Source organism: Vibrio sp. Vf1514, assembly GCF_052076135.1.
Taxonomy (GTDB): domain Bacteria; phylum Pseudomonadota; class Gammaproteobacteria; order Enterobacterales; family Vibrionaceae; genus Vibrio; species Vibrio furnissii.
In genome coordinates this window covers 1,109,874-1,128,739 of sequence record NZ_CP197267.1, presented here as the reverse complement: position 1 = coordinate 1,128,739, position 18,866 = coordinate 1,109,874, and the positions used below count along the sequence as shown (strand labels likewise).

General features: G+C 51.1%; 17 protein-coding genes and 1 tRNA gene. All 18 read right to left on the bottom strand.

Going from position 1 to position 18,866, the window contains the following annotated elements:
* Nucleotides 1–11: 11 nt before the first annotated feature.
* The 18 genes from ACS18Q_RS05230 to ACS18Q_RS05145 all read right to left on the bottom strand — a co-directional run bounded on the left by ACS18Q_RS05230 (nucleotide 12) and on the right by ACS18Q_RS05145 (nucleotide 18,742).
* A complete protein-coding gene (locus tag ACS18Q_RS05230; RefSeq protein ID WP_441257490.1) occupies nucleotides 12–1,463 on the bottom strand; it encodes an NAD-dependent succinate-semialdehyde dehydrogenase in 1,452 nt (483 codons plus the stop codon).
* A 324-nt stretch (nucleotides 1,464–1,787) separates the two neighbouring features.
* Nucleotides 1,788–2,909, bottom strand: coding sequence for a M20 family metallopeptidase (locus ACS18Q_RS05225; protein ID WP_014205349.1), 1,122 nt, complete (start codon nucleotides 2,907–2,909; stop codon nucleotides 1,788–1,790).
* Between the two features lie 9 nt (nucleotides 2,910–2,918).
* On the bottom strand, nucleotides 2,919–3,386 hold the full coding sequence (locus tag ACS18Q_RS05220; protein WP_004726379.1) for a YjiG family protein: 468 nt from the start codon (nucleotides 3,384–3,386) through the stop codon (nucleotides 2,919–2,921).
* Nucleotides 3,383–4,126 (bottom strand): nucleoside recognition domain-containing protein, encoded by a 744-nt coding sequence (locus tag ACS18Q_RS05215; RefSeq protein ID WP_004726380.1) that lies wholly within the window; start codon nucleotides 4,124–4,126, stop codon nucleotides 3,383–3,385. The genes ACS18Q_RS05220 and ACS18Q_RS05215 overlap by 4 nt, the downstream gene beginning before the upstream one ends.
* Before the next feature lie 719 nt (nucleotides 4,127–4,845).
* Entirely contained in the window at nucleotides 4,846–5,826 is a 981-nt protein-coding gene (locus ACS18Q_RS05210; RefSeq protein ID WP_004726382.1) for a DHH family phosphoesterase, read from the bottom strand.
* Between the two features lie 295 nt (nucleotides 5,827–6,121).
* Complete coding sequence (locus ACS18Q_RS05205; RefSeq protein ID WP_014205352.1) at nucleotides 6,122–6,985, bottom strand: tagatose bisphosphate family class II aldolase; 864 nt, start codon at nucleotides 6,983–6,985, stop codon at nucleotides 6,122–6,124.
* On the bottom strand, nucleotides 6,976–8,175 hold the full coding sequence (nagA, locus tag ACS18Q_RS05200; RefSeq protein ID WP_441257489.1) for an N-acetylglucosamine-6-phosphate deacetylase: 1,200 nt from the start codon (nucleotides 8,173–8,175) through the stop codon (nucleotides 6,976–6,978). Before nagA ends, ACS18Q_RS05205 begins: the two co-directional genes overlap by 10 nt.
* The gene (agaF, locus tag ACS18Q_RS05195; protein WP_014205354.1) at nucleotides 8,165–8,605 is read right to left on the bottom strand and encodes a PTS galactosamine/N-acetylgalactosamine transporter subunit IIA; all 441 of its coding nucleotides are present in this window, start codon (nucleotides 8,603–8,605) and stop codon (nucleotides 8,165–8,167) included. The genes nagA and agaF overlap by 11 nt, the downstream gene beginning before the upstream one ends.
* 57 nt (nucleotides 8,606–8,662) lie before the next feature.
* Complete coding sequence (agaE, locus tag ACS18Q_RS05190; protein ID WP_441257488.1) at nucleotides 8,663–9,544, bottom strand: PTS N-acetylgalactosamine transporter subunit IID; 882 nt, start codon at nucleotides 9,542–9,544, stop codon at nucleotides 8,663–8,665.
* A complete protein-coding gene (gene agaW / locus ACS18Q_RS05185) occupies nucleotides 9,534–10,310 on the bottom strand; it encodes a PTS N-acetylgalactosamine transporter subunit IIC (RefSeq protein WP_441257487.1) in 777 nt (258 codons plus the stop codon). Before agaW ends, agaE begins: the two co-directional genes overlap by 11 nt.
* A gap of 15 nt (nucleotides 10,311–10,325) precedes the next feature.
* Entirely contained in the window at nucleotides 10,326–10,799 is a 474-nt protein-coding gene (gene agaV, locus ACS18Q_RS05180) for a PTS N-acetylgalactosamine transporter subunit IIB (RefSeq protein ID WP_441257486.1), read from the bottom strand.
* A gap of 10 nt (nucleotides 10,800–10,809) precedes the next feature.
* Nucleotides 10,810–11,973 carry an SIS domain-containing protein gene (locus tag ACS18Q_RS05175; RefSeq protein WP_441257485.1) on the bottom strand — a complete coding sequence of 388 codons (1,164 nt, stop codon included), beginning with the start codon at nucleotides 11,971–11,973 and terminating at the stop codon, nucleotides 10,810–10,812.
* Nucleotides 11,973–13,280: a D-tagatose-bisphosphate aldolase, class II, non-catalytic subunit gene (locus tag ACS18Q_RS05170; RefSeq protein WP_441257484.1), complete on the bottom strand. Its 1,308-nt coding sequence runs from the start codon at nucleotides 13,278–13,280 to the stop codon at nucleotides 11,973–11,975. Before ACS18Q_RS05170 ends, ACS18Q_RS05175 begins: the two co-directional genes overlap by 1 nt.
* Nucleotides 13,281–13,288: 8 nt before the next feature.
* Nucleotides 13,289–14,077 (bottom strand): transcriptional repressor AgaR, encoded by a 789-nt coding sequence (agaR, locus tag ACS18Q_RS05165; protein WP_041942699.1) that lies wholly within the window; start codon nucleotides 14,075–14,077, stop codon nucleotides 13,289–13,291.
* Between the two features lie 367 nt (nucleotides 14,078–14,444).
* Nucleotides 14,445–15,224, bottom strand: a complete 780-nt coding sequence (gene agaR / locus ACS18Q_RS05160) for a transcriptional repressor AgaR (RefSeq protein WP_014205361.1) — start codon at nucleotides 15,222–15,224, stop codon at nucleotides 14,445–14,447.
* Nucleotides 15,225–15,403: 179 nt separating this feature from the next.
* A tRNA-Ser gene (locus ACS18Q_RS05155) sits at nucleotides 15,404–15,491 on the bottom strand.
* Between the two features lie 136 nt (nucleotides 15,492–15,627).
* Nucleotides 15,628–16,077, bottom strand: coding sequence for an L-alanine exporter AlaE (locus ACS18Q_RS05150; protein ID WP_014205362.1), 450 nt, complete (start codon nucleotides 16,075–16,077; stop codon nucleotides 15,628–15,630).
* 241 nt (nucleotides 16,078–16,318) lie between these two features.
* Nucleotides 16,319–18,742, bottom strand: coding sequence for an ATP-binding protein (locus ACS18Q_RS05145; protein ID WP_441257483.1), 2,424 nt, complete (start codon nucleotides 18,740–18,742; stop codon nucleotides 16,319–16,321).
* Nucleotides 18,743–18,866: the final 124 nt, after the last annotated feature.

Genomic DNA, 18,866 nt, shown 5'->3' with positions numbered 1-18,866 from the left:
TGCGTGATGGGTTAGTTCAAGCCGCCCATTAAGGTGTATTTCACTTCTAGGTATTCTTCCAGTCCGTGCTTGGCACCTTCGCGTCCTAAGCCGGACTCTTTCACACCACCAAACGGGGCCAACGTGGTGGAGATCAGCCCTTCATTGATTCCAACAATGCCACTTTCTAATGCTTCACTCATTCGCCATGCACGCGCCAACGATTGGGTGTAGCAATACGCGGCCAAGCCGAAATCGGTGGCATTGGCACGCGCCACCACTTCCTCTTCCAAACTAAACCGAAACAGTGCCGCCAGCGGGCCAAAGGTTTCTTCGTGAGCCACCAGCATGTCATCGCTCATGTCGGTCAAGACATGGGGAACCAGCAAGCGGCTGCCATGTTGAGGCAATGTCCCAAACGCCACTTTGGCGCCCTTCTCCACCGCATCATTGATGTGACTCAGCACTTTCGATGCCGCCGCATCGTTAATCAGCGGGCCGATGTGTGTTCCGGCGTCTAATCCGTTGCCCACCTTCAGTTTACGCACGCGATCCACCAATTTGGCGGTAAATTGCTCATACACGCTGTCGTGCACGTAGATGCGGTTGGCACACACACACGTTTGACCCGCGTTGCGGAATTTGGCGATCATCGCCCCGTCGACCGCCGCATTGATGTCAGCATCATCAAACACGATGAATGGCGCATTGCCCCCCAGCTCCAGCGACAACTTTTTCACGTTGGAAGCCGATTGTTCCATCAAGATTTTACCCACGCGCGTTGAACCCGTGAACGACAGCTTGCGCACCGTTTTGCTTTTGGTCAGCACCTCACCAATCGAAATCGCATCGCCCGTTACCACTTGCAGCAAACCATCCGGCAAACCGGCACGTTTGGCGAGTTCGGCTAACGCAAGCGCAGTGAATGGCGTATCGGGCGCCGGTTTGAGCACCACCGCGCAACCAGCAGCAAACGCAGGCGCCGCTTTGCGCGTGATCATCGCAGCAGGAAAGTTCCACGGTGTAATGGCGGCCACAACCCCCACCGGTTCGCGAGACACCAAAATGCGCGCATCGGCTTTGTGTGTGGGAATCATTTCCCCGTACGCACGTTTGGCTTCTTCGGCATACCATTCCACAAAGCTCGCGGCGTAGCCAATTTCACCTTTAGCTTCGGACAGCGCTTTGCCCTGTTCACAAGTCATCAAGTAAGCCAAATCATCTTGATGTTGCTCAATCAGATTGAACCAACGACGCAACACACCAGAGCGCGTGGCAGCCGTCTCTTTTGCCCACGCACGCTGCGCGATCTGCGCAGATGCAATCGCACGTTTCACCTGTTCCGCAGTCAATTCAGGCACTGTACCAATCACCGAATCATCAAATGGATTGGTCACGGTCGCGGTTTGACCATCGTCACTGGGCACCCATTGGCCATCAATAAAACATTGCTGTTGGAATAGTGCGGAATCGGATAATTGCATACCTATCTCCTGAATCGTGAGTCGAGCGGGCTGAAAGTATTTTTCAGTGTATGACATCAGTTATATCACTAAACCGGAACGTCGTCTGAATGAAGTGGGCGATTGACGTGTAAGAGCGCAAAGGTGCGCCAGTTTGGGCGTGATCGTCCCCCAATTCGCCTCTCAATGCAGAAGTGAAATGCAAAAGGTCAAGCAGCAGGCTAATACAGAAGGCTCATACTGAAGGCAAGGCAAGAGACATGCCCGCGTGTTTAGTCGCGCAGCAAGGACGGATAAAAAAATCCCCGAGGAAGCCCCGGGGATTTGCAGACAGGATTGGGCCAATTACGCCAATTTTTCAATCACACGCATCAGCAGGCGAATGCGTGGCTCAATCGATGCCAGCAGCAAGTACTCTTGATCGCTGTGGAAACCGGCGCCAATCGGGCCAAGGCCATCGAGAGTCGGTACACCAAGAATGGCGGTATTGTTGGCATCAGAGCCCCCACCAACCGCTTTCCAATTGATGTCAATCGCCAGCTCGCTTGCCGCAGCTTCCACCAGCTGCATCAAACCTTCAGTTTGCGCGCTTGGCATCATCGATGGTTTGTACGCTTCGCGTTCAAGCGTCACGTGAACATCCGCGGTAAATGGCGCGCTTGCCAAACCATTCAGTTTGGTGTCGACGTCATCGTACTCGTCGTTGCTCCAGAAACGAACGTCGACAATGGCTTCTGCATGATCAGGAACGATGTTCGCGCCATCACCACCCGACACAATGCCCACGTTCAATGTGGTGCCGGATTCAAAATTAGTCATCGCATTGATGGCCAGAATCCAGTGCGCCATTTCGGTAATCGCACTACGACCATTCTCCGGATCGTTCCCCGCGTGGGCAGCGACGCCATTAAAGGTGATTTTGTAGCGTGCCATGCCTTTTCGCGCTTTCACCAAACCGCCGTCTGCACGCGCCGCTTCTGCCACCAACACATGCTTGGCGTGTTTGGCCACCGATTGAATCCAATCGACCGAATCCAGCGAGCCCGTTTCTTCATCCGGGTTCATACAGATGCAAACCGACAGGTTGTCCAGCACGGCTGGATCTAGATGACGCATCGCATACACGATGTTCAGCAGGCCAGATTTCATGTCCGATACACCCGGACCATACGCTTTCTCGCCATCCGTCGACATCGGGCGCTGCGCGGCCGTCCCAACAGGGAATACGGTGTCCATATGGCCAATCAGCATCACATCGATATGGGCTGCCTCGGGCTGATTACGGATTTCTAGACCGACACCCGCTTTACCGCAATCGATACGTTTAACTGTCCAACCCGGCAGGGCTTGGAACTTGGCTTCAAACTGCGCCGCAACCACTTCGATGCCGTCGGTGGTGTACGTCCCACAATCGACATTGATCAGCGGACGCAATTCTTCGAGGTATTCGTTAAGAGAAAATTGCATGATGAACTCCTAGACAAACAAATTCATGACCAGCATGGCGCCAAATGCGTTGATGATTGAAATGATGATCATCACTGGAATGTAGCGACCTTCAGTCCCGATAGGGCCCATGATGCGACCCATGTACTGAACCTGAGACCCCATCAGATAGATAGCAGGTGCCAAAATCGCGATGTGAGTACCGTTCAAAATGCCTTGGTCGAACAGCGTGATCACCACGCCCACAGCGCCGCCCATCGACATCCACGCGCCAATCAATACCGCAGCAGCTTCACCCGGCAAACCAAAGACCGCCATGATTGGCGAAAACACCGTGCCCATCAGATCCAGCGCACCAGTGATTTGTAGTGCAGCGATAATCACGAACGCCATCAACACGTTTGGCACTGTTGACGTGGTTGCGATCACCCAACCTTTCTTAGCGCCTTCGACGAAAATATCCGTCACCATCGGCTTACTTGCTTTTGGGTTACTCATTGTGCCGCTTCCTCTGTCAAATGCTTCGCGTCTTTCTTACCTTGTTTGTCTTCTTTGCCTTCCGTGATGTTGAGGTACACACGGAACAGGTTCGCACCCACGATCTTAAAGGCAAACATCACCACCACTGCCAGACCAATCGACGACGACACCGCCAAAGAGCCATCTGCCATGGTGAGCGTAAACAGCACTGCGCCAGAAGAGAAAAAGTTCACAATGGCCGCACCGGCGGTGAATTGGAACATCGTAAACACGTCGGTTTCGCGTTTGGTGAGATGCCCTTCATCTTTCAGTTGGCGAGTCATGGCTGCGCCAGCATCCGTACTTTGCAGCGATGCGATCAGCGCCAAACCGGTATTCCCAGGAATCCCCATGATTGGGCGTAGTAAAGGCGTCAGTAGCTTACGAGCCGCTTCAAGTGCGCCGTAATGCTCTAGCACATTGATCATGCCAAGTGCGAACATCACCGTTGGGATCAGGGTGAGCGCAAAGATAAAGCCATCGCGTGCGCCGCTACCGCCCGTACCACGGAAAGACGTGGTGGCGGCTTGGACGACGCCATCGGCCGTGGTCGTAACGCCGTGCGCCACCTTACCGAAAGAGCCATTTAATGTGGTGAAGTCGAATACGCCATACCACGCATTGGATTGCATTAAACCAGAGAAGAACACCACGGCAAACGCCAGTGCGATATAGCACCCAAACGTCACCTTGCGTTCAGTTGGAACAGGAGTTGTCATAAAATAACCTACACATGAGGAACAGGGCACACATGCTCCTCCTAATATAAAACGGGAAAAATGATCAAAATCAAATCGCTCGTTAAACAGGTTATTCCCTACAATTATGAATTTTTATTTTATGATTTCAATCACACTCGAAATATAATAAGAATTGCGTTAATAATATCGACACATCGCACTAAATGAATCATTCCCGCATAAATAATTCATATTAAAGATGACTTAATGAAATGACACTGACATCGAATTTGTGATTCATTTCTTATTTTGTGCAGCGTAAACCTACTGATAAATCAGCAACATGAATAGATACAACCCAGCGTATTCAAAGCAGGTTGTATTGATGGGATTTTATTTGAAGTCCTCCCAAATGATGCGACTCCAAATCATGGGGTGATTCATCTCCTGCACACCCATGTGTTTTTCTGGGATTGGTCAAAATAAAAACTGAAGAACATTAAAACCACTCATCCGGTCATTGTTTAAATGAACGGCCACGCGTTCAGCTTATTTATAGCCTTGTTATCGACTGCCACTAAAATATTTAGGACGCGCGCATAATGGCGCAATAATATTGATAAAAACAATGACAAGTCACCGTAATGATTCAAGGAATGAAGGCACGCGCGCGTGATCAGAAACGATCGTTAACTCTGGTAAGCACCGATGCCATGACAACACAGCATCGGCTAAACGGAGACGACGAAGCGTCGCGGCTACGACTCTTTTAATTGCAACTGTGGCTTAATCAAATCGTATACGTAATCAAATTCATCCGCGAGTTGATACATGTGGTTAATGATCCCACCCGCCATGTGAGGGTGACCACCACCAAAGCCGATACCGCTGTCGTTCAAGGCTTTGCGCACAATGCGCGCCACGTTGTTGTGTTGGCATTCTGAGCGGAGTGAAAGAAAGGTTTTCTCTTTGCTTCTGGCACTCAAGACCACCATGTCGATCTCATCGACACCCAGCAGGAAGTCCCCCAGTACACCCAGCATGTTTTTGCTGCACCCTTCCGGCAACACCGCGAACGCGCAGTTCTTTTCTCGCTTCATGGACGCAAGCAAGGTGTCGAACAGTTTAAGTTCGTGAAACTCAATTTGATTACGGCAAATGCGATTGACCATCGCCATGTCGGCCTTGGATTGCAGTTGCAGCAAGGCATGAATATCTGCAGGCCCAACAGCGCGCGTGAAATTCGCGGTATCAAATGTAAGTCCCACCAGCAACGCGGTGGCGATTTTAGCCGGGATGTCGACGTCACACTGATTGTAATACTCAACCATCATGGTCGCGGTTGAGCCGTAATCAGGACGAATATCGGCATACCACACAAAGTCAGGAGCGCTGACTTGATGGTGATCGATCACGCCCACTTCCAAACCCGGGAAATCCGTCACGTTCTTTTCACCAATACAGCCATCGACCACAATGATTTTGTCATCGGGCGTCAACCCCAGTTGATGCGGTTTGACGATGGGAATGTGCAACCATTCAATCAGGTTGCGCAGAGAAATGCGGTCGATAAAACCGTGGTAAGTGATGAATGGCTTGAAGCCGAGCTTGCGTAGAAGATAAGCCAACGCAAAGGCCGAGCCTAAAGCGTCGTGGTCTGGAAAATCATGGGCTTGAACGATGATGCGTTCACACTGTTTCAAGCTAGCAAGAAACGTTTCAAAATCGTGGTATTTCATGGAATAGACGTTGTACCGAGATGAAAAGCGGGCGCAAGCGACAAAGAAAACGGGGCTGGCCAATGCAGTTCATTCATTGTTGTTATTGATGAGCCTTCGATTAAACGCTCAAGCCATCAAAAGTACAACACTCAGTCCAAATTCAGACACATTTAATTGACAAAAGTCTCATGTCTACATTTTCTCGCGCTGCAGGGAGACCGCTGCACGCAGCGTCGGTGGCCACAAAAAAAGGGCACTGTCACCAGTGCCCGACTCATACTTAGAGCGTTAGGGGGAAGTATGAGTGAAACACTCAGCGAGACGACAACTGACCTTCACTGCCGCACAGACGGATTTTATCCATCACCACTCGCTTCATGGCCGCTTTCCCTGGTGTGATGTATTTCCTTGGGTCGTTGGCATCAGGATGTTCGGAGAAATGCGTTTTGACCGCGTTAGAAAACGCGATTTTGAGTTCAGTCGCCACGTTCACTTTGCACACGCCAAGCGCAATCGCACGTCTCACCATGTCGTCCGGCACGCCCGATGCGCCATGCAGAACCAGTGGAATGTCCACCACCGACTGGATTTTTTCCAAGCGGTCAAAATCGAGGTGAGGTTCGGCTTTATACAAACCATGCGCCGTACCGATGGCCACCGCCAATGAATCAATGCCAGTTCGACGCACAAATTCAGCCGCAGAAGCGGGATCCGTCATCAATGAATCGGCGCTGTCGACGATCAAATCATCTTCCTGCCCGCCCAAACGCCCCAACTCAGCTTCCACGCTGGCATCAAAGCGGTTACAAAACGCCACCACCGATTTCACCACCTCAATATTTTGTTCAAACGCGTAATGTGAACCATCGATCATCACCGAACGAATGCCGTGTTCCACTTTGCTGCGAATGTCTGGCAGTGCTTCGTGGTGATCCAAATGCAGCACCAACGGAATGGCATGCTTGTGCGCTGCTTCCTTACAAATACTGATGAGGTAATCGGTCCCTGCATATTCGTAAGTGCCCGGCGTCCCCGCGAGGATCACGGGCGACCCCATTTCAGACGCGGTTTCGACGACCACTTGCACCGTCTCGAGGTTATGGATATTGAATGCGGGCACCGCGTAACCGCCCTGTTGAGCGCGCTTTAACATTTCACGAGAAGAAATTAGATACATAGAGCCTCCTGACGGGGTGAGGTCGCGGCATCAAAGACCAGACGCCCTTTCACCCACGTTTTTTCAATTGAGAAATCAGAACTGACAGCGACCATAGAAGCGTATTTCCCCACTTCCAAGCTCCCCAGCTGATGTTGAATGCCTAACGATTCGGCGGGCGTGTACGACGCCATCAGCCACGCTTGCTCAATCGGCACATTGAGCCAACGGTGAATGTTCTTGACGCCACGAAGCAATGTTAATGTGCTGCCAGCCAATCCTCCCGAGGAGGTCATGACCACCCCTTGCTTCATGTCAACTTGGTATTCGCCCAAGGTGTATTGCCCATCTGGCATGCCAGTCGCGCGCATGGCATCGGTGATCAATGTCATGCGCGAGCCACAGCAGCGATGAGCAACATCAATCGCGGCAGGATGCACATGGTGACCATCGGCAATCATTTCCACAAAACAGTGCGGATGTAGCAGCCCCGCGCCCACCACGCCCGGATCGCGATGATGCAGACCGCGCATTCCGTTGTAGCAATGCACAATCCCTTTTGCGCCCGCCGCCAACGCCGCCTTCACTTGCTCGTAGCTGGCGTCGCTGTGGCCCAACATGACGTGAATGCCATGCGCATCGAGATAACGAATGGCGTCCAGCGCGCCAGTTTTTTCCGGCGCTAAGGCCACTTTGAGCAGTTGGTTGTCGCTGTAAGAGATCCAATCTTCCAGCTCTTCTACGGCCAACTCACGAAACCATTGGGTCGGGTGTGCGCCTTTGTTTTTTTCGGTGAAATAGGGCCCTTCCAAATACGCGCCAAGAATCTCCGCCCCATCGACGCCGTCGTGCTTACTTTTGGCCACTTGTGCCAGTGCCGCCCGAATTTTGGCCACAGGCGCCGTCACGGTTGTTGCGACAAACGCGGTCACTCCTAAAGTGGCGAAATAGCGTGACATGGTGTTGAGGCTGTCATGCGTTGCATCCATAACATCGCACCCTTGACTGCCGTGCACATGGCTATCGATCAGCCCCGGCATCAAATCCACAGGGCCAAGAGGAATCGCATCGGCATGACGCTGACCGTCATACGATTCGATGGCGCTGATCGTTCCATTTTCATCGACCGTCACCACAGCGTCTTGCTGCCATTGCTTGCCATGCAGCACTCGCTGAGCGCGAAAACAGTGTGCGTGCGATTTAGATTCCATCGTCTGCTACCATTGTGCTAAGCGGGGCTTTCGCCGCCATTTCTACGGCCAAACAGGTGATGCCACGATGGCCGCATTCCAATGCGAGATTACGAAACTCAAGCAGCGACAGCGCATCCCTTTCGAGCAACATTTCCGCCGTCATCTGCATGTTGGTTCCCGTGATCACTTCAATATCTTGGCGTGCTTGGCTCAGCAGCGATGCGGTGCGAAAAGGCGTCCCGCCAAGTAAATCGGTCAGAAAGACAATGCCTTCGCCACTGTCGATCTCTTCCATAGCTTGGCGCATTGCTGCCTCCAACTGTGGCGTGGTCATCTGCTCAGGAAAATCAATGAATCGAAACTGATCTTGCTCACCAATCACCTGATGCACCGCCTGCGCCATGCCCGAAGCAAACGCGCCATGACCTGATAGTATTACCGCTAACATAGAGGTCTCCTTGATTGGGGCTGACACCTCAGCCCCGTTGCTGTGTGCGATTCGATGTTACAGAACGCCCATAAATCGCCCGGCCACACCCAAAACCATGGTGATGATGATGAGCTTTAACGGACTCCAGCCACGTTTCACCAAGGCATACATCAACAAGGTGTACACCAAGGGCAAGAAGGCAGGCATCAACTTATCAATCACATCGGCTTGCAGTTTGACCACCGCATCCCCGGCTGTAATTTCAGCGGTGGTCGCAAGGCGAACGTATGTCGCGACCAGTGCACCAATGACGGTCATCCCCACCATCGACGCGGCATGACCAACTTTTTTGGTGTTAGCTTTGATCATTGGAATAGCGGCAACCCCCATGCGATAGGCGTAGTGCGCCAAACCAAAGCGCAAGCCAAAATGCACCGCGTTAAATAACACAAAGAAGAACACCGCCCCCATGATGGAACCTTGCAGCGCAAGGTCCGCACCGATACCGCCGCAGATGGGTAGCAGTGTCAGCCAGAACATGGCATCCCCAATGCCGCCCATCGGCGCACCGACAGCAATTTTGGTGCTCTGAATACTGTTGATGTTCTGTTTAGAGCGTTCCATCGCCAGCACAATACCCATCACGAACGTGACCAAAAATGGGTGAGTATTAAAGAACCCCATGTGTCCTTGCATTGCTTTGGATAGATCCGCTTGATTGGTATGAATCTTTTTCAGTGCCGGAAGCAATCCGTAAAGCCAACCTGAGGCTTGCATACGTTCGTAGTTGAAGGACGCTTGCAAAAGCAGCGAACGCCAAGCCATTTTGTTGATGTCGGCTTTGGTGAGCTCGGCCCCAATCGCTTTGTTCTCATATTCGTCGGCAGAAACGCCTGACGCAGGCTGAACGGTGGTCTGACTCTGCGGCACCGCTTGGTTGATTACATTAGATTCCATCTTCAAGATCCTCGGCTGAAGCGTTAACAGGCGTTGGTTCTGACTTGCGCATAAAATCGATAATGGCCATCGCAGTGGCGGCGCAAGCAATTGCCAAAATGGGTAATTGAAGCCAAGCGGCGGCGACAAACCCTAAGATGAAGTACGGAATATAGGCATTCTTCATCATGATTTTCATCAGCACGGCAAACCCAATCGCCGGCATAATGCCCCCCGCAACCCCTAGGCCATCAATCAATGCTTTCGGGAGCGCCGCAACCATCGCACCTGCATGGTCAGCCCCCAGATAGATGGGCAAAAAAGCACACAAGAAGTAAAAACTCCCCAACACCGCCAGCGCGAAATAGTTCACTCGTTCAATGCCACGAGTATCGGCATTCTTGGCGTATTCATCGCACTTCGACATCACCGCTGACATGGCGGAGAACAGTAAGGTGATGCCCATCTGAACCGCGACCGCAAAGGGAACGGCAACCCCAACTGCAACGTTTGGTTCCACGTTGGTCGTGATAGCGAAAGTGGTGCCCACGATGGTGCCAATGATGACATTGGGCGGCTGCGCGCCAGCCAGTGGCGCAAGCCCCATCCAGATCAGTTCTAACGTTCCGCCGACCAAAATCCCGGTGTGTAAATCACCGAGAATCAGGCCAACCAACGGTCCTAAGACCACCGGCCGGTGAAAGTGAGTCAGGCCATTGAAGAGGTCAAGACCGGCCAAGAAGGCCAGTAGGCCCAACATCAACGCCTGAAAGAGTCCTATTTCCATAGTGAATATCCTTAATCAGAGTAGAGTGAAGAGGTCTGTTGCACTTTCTGTCGGGACGCCCTGAATGGTGCAGCGGACGCCGAGTGCTTTGAGTTGTTGAAAATCCGCCACGTCTTCGGCATCCACCGAAACCGTTTTAGAAATTTGTGTTTTGCCATCGATGTAATGCATGTTGCCCACGTTGATCGCGGCGATCGGAACCCCACCTTCCACCAAGCGGCGAAAGTCGTGCGGAGTCTTACACACCAACAAGATGCGCTGACGGTCCGACGCTTTATGGATGGTGTCGATGGTCTTTTGCACCGTCCAAAAACGAATGGCGATTCCATCTGCCAGCACCATCTCCATCAGGTTCTGCTGAATGGTGTCTGCGGCCACCTCATCATTGGCCACCACCACAATGTTGGCGTCGGCAAATCCCACCCATTGCACGCCCACTTGGCCATGCACCAAACGTTCATCAATTCGGCTGAGTACAATATTTGGCATGATCCGGTCCTTACTGATTCACATCAGGTTGTGGTGAATAGGGATAAATGGTGACGCCTTGCACAACGCGATTCACTTCGCCGGTCGGGCACGGATTGTCTGGCCCCAGCCCCAGTTGAAGCGATTTTTCAAACGCCAACATTTGGCAAAACAGGATGTATGGGAAGCAGAGCCAGCGGTCGCCAAGGTTCAAACGCCCCAACTCAAAAACGTCTTCTTCATCGAGGGGCGCTTCGGTCAGCGCCACATGACGCAGCGCCTGATTATCACGGCGAATTTCACGCAGCAGATCCACATCGTATTGACGCGTGTAGTCATCGCTCGACAGTAGTTGAATCACCAAAGCTTGGTGGTTGATGGTAAATTTAGGCCCGTGGCGAAAACCCAATGAAGAGTCAAACGCCGTCATCACGTGGCCTGCACTCAGCTCTAATGACTTGAGCGACGCTTCACGGGCAAGGCCAGAAAATCCGCCACTACCCAACACAATCAAGCGTTCGTAAGGCAGTGCAGCCAGTTGTTTGACGGCGCTTGGCCACTCCGCCAATTTGCGTTCACACAACTCGGCAGTGGCACGCACTGCCGCCATTGATGAAGCGCCCAGCAGCGCCAGCGTGGCCATTAACATGCAACTAAAGCTGGAAGTCATGGCAAAGCTTTTGTCGTTTGAACCTTCTGGCATCAATACGCACAACGCATTCGGAGCGTGTTCGGCGTAACGAGAAAGTTCACCATCGCCATTGCACGTGAGGAACAGGTGATAGCACTCGTTGACTCGCTGATCCGCCAGCTCAACCGCGGCTACACTTTCCGGGCTGTTGCCAGAACGCGCATAAGAAACCAGCAACGTCGGACTGGCGGCATCCAGATACTGCTCTGGGTTAGACACCAGGTCCGTGGTTGGAATCGACGCCACTTGAAAATTCAATTCCGGCTGCAAAAACGGCGCCGCGGCATCCCCAACAAACGCAGAAGTGCCCGCGCCCGTCAAAATAATTCGTAGGTCGTCACGCTGTAACAGTGGCGCAAGAAAGCCGTCGATGCGTTCCGCTTGCAGCGCCAAACTTTGCGCCAACGCACGCCACAACACGGGCTGATGCGAGATCTCTTGAGCCGTATGAATCGCGCGATGTTCGGCAAGCCAAGCGGATGAATAACCTAAATAAGTTGTCATTAAATCGTCTCCTGACACTCAGCCTCATTGCGATAACAAGCATCGGCATACCGCTGAGTCACTTCCATGATTTTGTGAATGATGATCTCCGCGGGATGATTGGCAATCTGTTGCTGCGCAATCGCTCGAGCCTGATTGGGCAAGTATTGGCTTAATAACGTCGTCGGTAAGGGGTTATCAATAAGGTTGGTCAACTGGGTCTGCTGCGCTGCTTGCACATCCGAATGCGCCCAGTAATAACGAATGCGGTCACTCAGGCTGTAGGTGCAATCTAAGAATTGCTGATGCCCTTTGCTTTGATAATGAGAACGCCAGTGATTGGGCTGTTCATGCATCACTTGTTCGATGGTGTTGCGCAGGTGGGAGGCGTGATGCGCGCCCAACCACTCTTTCTCTGCCGCATCTAACGCAAAGAGTGCTTCACGCAATGCAAACGTCAGCGCAGGCCCCACTTTCAAAATCGCAAAATGGTCACGCACGAGCGCATGATAAGCCGAAGGGTTTTGGTAATCGGTCGAGTGGGCTTCAAACACCAAGTGTGGCTGGTGCTCAATCATTTGACTCAGTGGTTGTGCTTTTTGGCTTTGATAGTGATGCACATCATGGTGATCAAACTCCACGCCAGGCTGCACCACCAAGCCAATCACACGTGGCCAGACATACGCCAACCCTAAATCACTGAATGCTTGATGATGCGCATTCAACGTCGCAATGGCTTGCGCTGGCTGCGTCACTTGCATGTCATGCTCGTGCAACGATTCAAGCGCGCCCCCCGGAATTGGTACTTCCGTGCCAATCACATACAACGGCGCTTCGCCACCCCGGCTTTTCCACGCTTGCTCAGCGACCATACACAACTGCGCCGCACGCTCGGCCATCACCGCTTCACAGAGCGGCGTGTCGTCTCCATCGCAAGCCATCGAACAATCGAGATGAATTTTATTGAAACCGGCGGTGACGTAGTCGTGAATCAGCTGCGCGGAATACTCCATCGCTTGTCGTGCAGGCAAATGCTGCCAGCAGTTTGGACCAAGATGATCGCCGCCCAAAACCAAGCGCTCTTTCGGAAAATTCAAGCGCGCCGCCAAAGCAACCACATCATCGGCAAACGCGCGCGGGGTTAGGCCGGTGTAGCCGCCAAACTGGTTCACTTGGTTGGATGTCGCTTCGATCAACACCAGTTGATCATCGCGCGCCGCTTGTTTGATCGCGGCTTCCAACACCAGAGGATGCGCAGAACACACGGAGTAGATCCCCTTGGCTTGTCCTTGTTTATGTTGCTGAATTAACGAGAGTAGCGTTTTCATGGTTTGTCCTAGTTCAACTTACGGTGTGAGGAAATGTGGTCTGCGATGATGACGTCCACCCCCATCTCCAGCAGCGCTTGATGCGTGGCGTGCGGAATGAGGCTGTCGGTCACCAGCACATCGATCTGGTTGGCTGCGCGGATCAGGCAAAAGCTTTTACGGCCAAACTTGCTTGAATCCGTCACCGCAATTACTTGCCTCGCCACATCGCACATGGCGCGATTCACTTGTGCTTCATGGCTATCGGGCGTGGTAATACCGGCGTGTAAATCAAATCCATCCACCCCTAAAAACAACTTGTCGAACAAGTAGGAACGAATGTGTTGTTCGCCATGGTGACCCGTCAGAGAACAAGATGCGCGGCGCAAACTGCCGCCAATAACATGCAGCTCCACATTGTCGTTGTGGCTCAGTTGGTACGCGGTGTTGAGTGCATTCGTCATCACGACTAATTTTTTCTGGGTCAGATGCTGAGGCATCAACGCGATGGTTGAGCCGGAGTCGAGAATGACGGCTTCGCCATCGCTAATTAACTGCGCGGCTGCCAAAGCAATCATCTGTTTGGTCGTGCGATTTAGTTGATCTTTTCGATGTAGCGGTTGGTCAAACGCGAAATTGGGATTGAGGTTTGCGCCGCCATAACAGCGAAAAACACAGCCTTCTTTTTCAAGCACATTGAGGTCATGGCGAATCGTGACGGCAGAGACATTAAAGGTCAGCGCGAAATCATCCACTTTGCCCGAGCCGTGTTGCTGAATGTGAGACATGATTCGTTGTCGACGTTCTGCGCTGGTCATCACTGTTCTCCCCTTTCGTTGCCTTTCAGTTGGCTTTCCACAGCTTTCGCTTCGTTGTGTTTTTATTTAATCAGGGGCTGTTTGAGAAAAATGAAAGCCAGATCACAGCGGAAAACCTTTCGATTTAACGACAAAAAACCTTTCACTTCGCAAAAAGTGAAAGGTTAATCTTTCGATAATTCGACAGTCAAACGAGGGTTAACCGCAGAAATTCAAGGAAATAAGGGAAGTGAAAGTGAAAGGGAAAGCAGTGGTTAAAAAAGCGGCGCAATTTCACATCATGACCTGCGTGAGATCACACTTTGCGAAAGTCAGCTTAAAATTCAGCGGTCACCCTTTGGGGCACATGGTGAAAAGGAGGCAATCATCAGGCCGTTGGCAGCCGGTCCACCAAACGCACATCCACCCCCATCGCCACCAATTCACGGTGATAATCGTCAGGAATGCCACTATCGGTAATCAGCATGTCCAACTGTTCTGGACGCGCGATTAAACAGAAACTTTGCCGGTTAAATTTCGAAGAGTCCGCCACGGCGATCACCATCTGAGCCGCCGCCACCATGCTGCGATTGATGTTGGCCTCGCCCGAATGGGGCGTGGTGATCCCCGCAGACTTATCAAAACCATCCACACCCAAAAACAGTTTATTGAAGCGAAACTGGCCGAGCAGCGCTTCGCCGGACTCGCCATGCAATGAATACGAATTTTTGCGCATCACCCCTCCCGTCACAATCACTTCAATGTCTTCGTGATTGGCCAGGTGGTACGCAATGTTGATGGCATTCGTCATCACCTTCAGCTGCTTTTTATGCGTCAAATGAAATGCAATGTGCTCTGTGGTCGAGCCGGAGTCGAGAATTAAGGTGTCACCGTCTTCCACCAGCGAGGCAGCATACGCACCGAGCTGGCTTTTGATGTCCTGATTTAACTGTTTTTTATCGTGCAATGGTTGGTCAAATGCAAATTGCGCGTTGATCAGCGCGCCGCCATAGCAACGCGTCACACAACCTTGTCGTTCAAGGATGTTCAGATCGTGGCGGATGGTGACTTCGGACACTTGATAGCGCTTTGAGAAATAGCGAACCGTGCCACGCTGATGAAGTTGGATATAACTGAGAATTTCAGCTCTGCGCTCTTTCGACGTCATCAATACATTCTTATAAAACAATGAGGTAGCTTTCAGTCTAACCCATATGCATCGAGGCGTCCTATGAAGCCACTCATAATTTTTAGCTTGTCGCGTTAAACGTGGCGTCACGCCGAAGCGCATCTGATTAAGATTACAGAAACGAAAAAGCCCCAGCATTTCTGCTGGGGCTTAGAATTTGGCGGTGAGCAAGAGATTCGAACTCTCGATACGTTGCCGTATACACACTTTCCAGGCGTGCTCCTTAAGCCACTCGGACAACTCACCGTTGTGTTAACCTTATCGGCTAACGAGGCGCTAATTTAATGATTCTGCTGAAGATGGTCAAGAGCAAAACCTAAAAAAAGCGGACAATGTGGTTTGTTTGCTTACTAATTGGCTAATTCGCACAAAATCACCGCGTTCAGATGTTTTGATAGTAACCTGGCACTTTAAACCAACGGCGACACATGTCGAGGAAGTAACCATACAGCACGCCCATGCCACAAGACACCAATGCGTTACTGGCCACCGCGGTGATGATCTGTTCGCTTGACGCGCCAACGGTGTACAAAATCGCCGCGTAAACCGGTGACTGGAACAAGACATACGCCACCAAATCCGAGATGTTCTTCATCACGCTCCCGGTCGACAGTTTTCGACCTTGACGCAACACGAAATCTCGAAAGACGCCATACGGCCATGCAATGGCGATGTTGACCGGAATCGAGAGCGTACGCGAAGCCAGCGACTGCTCAAACGTCATACCTGAAATAAAGATCTCGATGATCATTCCAGCGACAAAACAGAACACGACCATGGCAAATGTATCCGCGGCTGCGTGTCTGATACAAAACGGACCACGTGGTTTCATTTACACCCTCATCAATGAAATATTTAACTGCAATTTAAATGATTTAATAAAATAGATGACTGGATATTACATTTCATCCAGATTATGGCGCTATTAAATCACACAAATATTAGTTTTAGGTTCCGTTTTTCGTTTCAAATGGTAAATAAACTACCAAAAAGTGAGAGAAAAGTAGCCACTCCCGCTAATATTTACAACTAATTAACAAGACAATCGTTTAACTTTGCGCTCTATTTGTAATTTAATTACAGAATTCAGTCAGTAAGACCGTTAAAAGATCGATCTGATCGTGTGAGGGAACGCGCCCTCTTCTTAACGATTCAAGGGTCTGTTCCAGAACGTGGACAATCTGGTGATCGGCAGGAAGTGGAAGGGTTTGTTGCAATGATTCGGTGATTTCCAGCGCGTCATCAACGGCTTGATTATCCAAAGCAATATAGAGTTTGACCAATAGCTCTTCGGTTGAACCGGAGAACACGGGCTTTCGCTGATGCGTCTGAAATTGATACAGGGCATTGGCATGACGATATAACGCATCGTCTAGTTCATTTTCGTCAATCGGTTTGGCAATAATAAAATCGGCGCCCGCATGGAGCATCTGCTCGCGCGTTTCTTTAAAAACATCTGCGGTGCAGCCAAAGATGAGCACTTTGGCTTTGTCGCTATCCAAGCGTCGAATGCCATCAATCGCTTCAACGCCATCTTTAACTGGCATGTGGTTATCCATCAAGATGAGGTCGTAATGACCATCTTTGACGGCTTTGATCGCTAAAGCGCCATTTTCGACACACGAGCACTCAAAACCTTTGTTTTTCATGAAAGTTTCCAGAATGACGCTGTTGGTGCGATTGTCTTCGACGATCAGTACTCGCAATCCTGTGTAACTGACGTGACGCAGTGGTTTCGTGGTGGTGGTTTGTGACTCCGTCGCATCAATGGCCACGCGAATGGTAAAACTGGTTCCAATGCCCACTTCACTCACCACGTTGACAGAACCGCGCATCAATTCGGTGATCTGCTTGACGATGGCCAGCCCCAACCCAGTGCCACCAAAACGACGTGTGGTAGACGATTCCGCCTGCTCAAACGGTTTGAAGATTTTGTTTTGCGCGTCTTTGGGAATGCCGATGCCGGTGTCACGCACTTGAATGATGAGATACAACTGCTCGCCAACAATTTCTTCTTCAAGAATGACCTCGACCAACCCGCGATAGGTGAACTTAACAGCATTGTTGAGTAGGTTGAATAGGATTTGGCGCAGGCGTGCTTTATCTGAGTAATACCAACGGTTCTCTTCAATTTGCGAATAGACTTTAAATTGCAGCCCTTTTTCGTTACACAACGTGGAGTAAACGCTGGTGACGCTACCAATGATGGAATCCAGCGGAAAACTGCTGCGATCGAGCTCCAAATGGCCCTGCTCTATTTTGGAGAAGTCGAGGATTTCATTCAGCAGCGTCATCATGTGTTCACCGGACTCGTAGAGGCTCTTCATCTGCTGACGTTGTCGCGGTTTGAGGTCGCTTTTTAACAGAATTTGCGCGGTTCCCAACACACCATTCATCGGTGTACGAATCTCATGAGACAAGGTCGCTAAGAACGCACTCTTGGCTTTGGTTGAAGCCTGGGCTTTGACTTTCTCCGCTTCGAGATACACGGTTTTTTGATTGAAGGTATCGATAAGGTAACGGATTTCATCTTGGCTGTGGTACGGCACATCGATGATGCCGCCTTCCATCGACTCATCCACTTTTTGAGCAATCACCACAATCGGCTTAATCAAGTAGCGATTAAGCAGGTAATAACCGAACATGACGCACAGCAATAGCAACGGAATCAGCCCACGCTCCACGCCCGAGATCAACTCATACACTTGCTCGTTGACCAATCGACGCGCATTGACCACTTCCAACTGCCAATGAAAATCGCCAAACGGGTAGCGGCTGACATACGCGCCGCGGCGTAAATGAAAATTGTGCTCACTGATGATCGACCCATAGGCATCATACAGTTTGATCCCAAGTCCATATTCCTCTGCGTGATCAGCAATAAAATCCACAAAGCCTTCGAGCGACAAATCCACCGTAGCCACACCCGCAAAATGTCCATCCACGTAATACGGCGCGGAGGCGGTGATCATCTGCACTTGGGTGTAAGAGTCCACATAGACCGGCGACCACGTCACGCTGCCTTTGGGTTCATCCACCGCCGACAGATACCACGCTTCACGGTCATAACCACCGGCCGCCGGATTGTTCCAAGAGATCAATTGATCAACCTTGCCATCACTGGCGCGGTTGAAGAACAGGCTGGTGTACTGACGATCAGGCACAATGCTGTTGGGCGTTGGCCACAATCCGCCGCTAATCACCACACCGTCAAGAATGGAGAAAAGCGACCGCAGCATTCGGCTTTGCTCCGTCTGCCCTTGCCCACTTTGGCCGATGCTCACAATGCTCTGTAACACGCCGATGGAGCTGTTCAGCGGTTCCCGCACTTGTGTCGCTAACAGCGTCGCGCGCAAATCCAGATTCTGCTGTACCTCTTGGCGAAAAGGGGCTTCCACCACCCAATAGGTCACCGTTCCTATCGTCGCGAGGAAGAAAAACAGGTATACGCCCAGAGCGAGCATACTTTTGCGTTTCAGTGAGGAACGTATTTCCATAAGCCTTTGAAATTTTTCCGTTTGTACAAGTATAGTGAATAAGTTATTGAGTAAAATGTTTTATTCATTGATTTCGTGATTCAGACACCGCTCTCTTTTGTTCGCAAAGCATTCGGTTTTGATG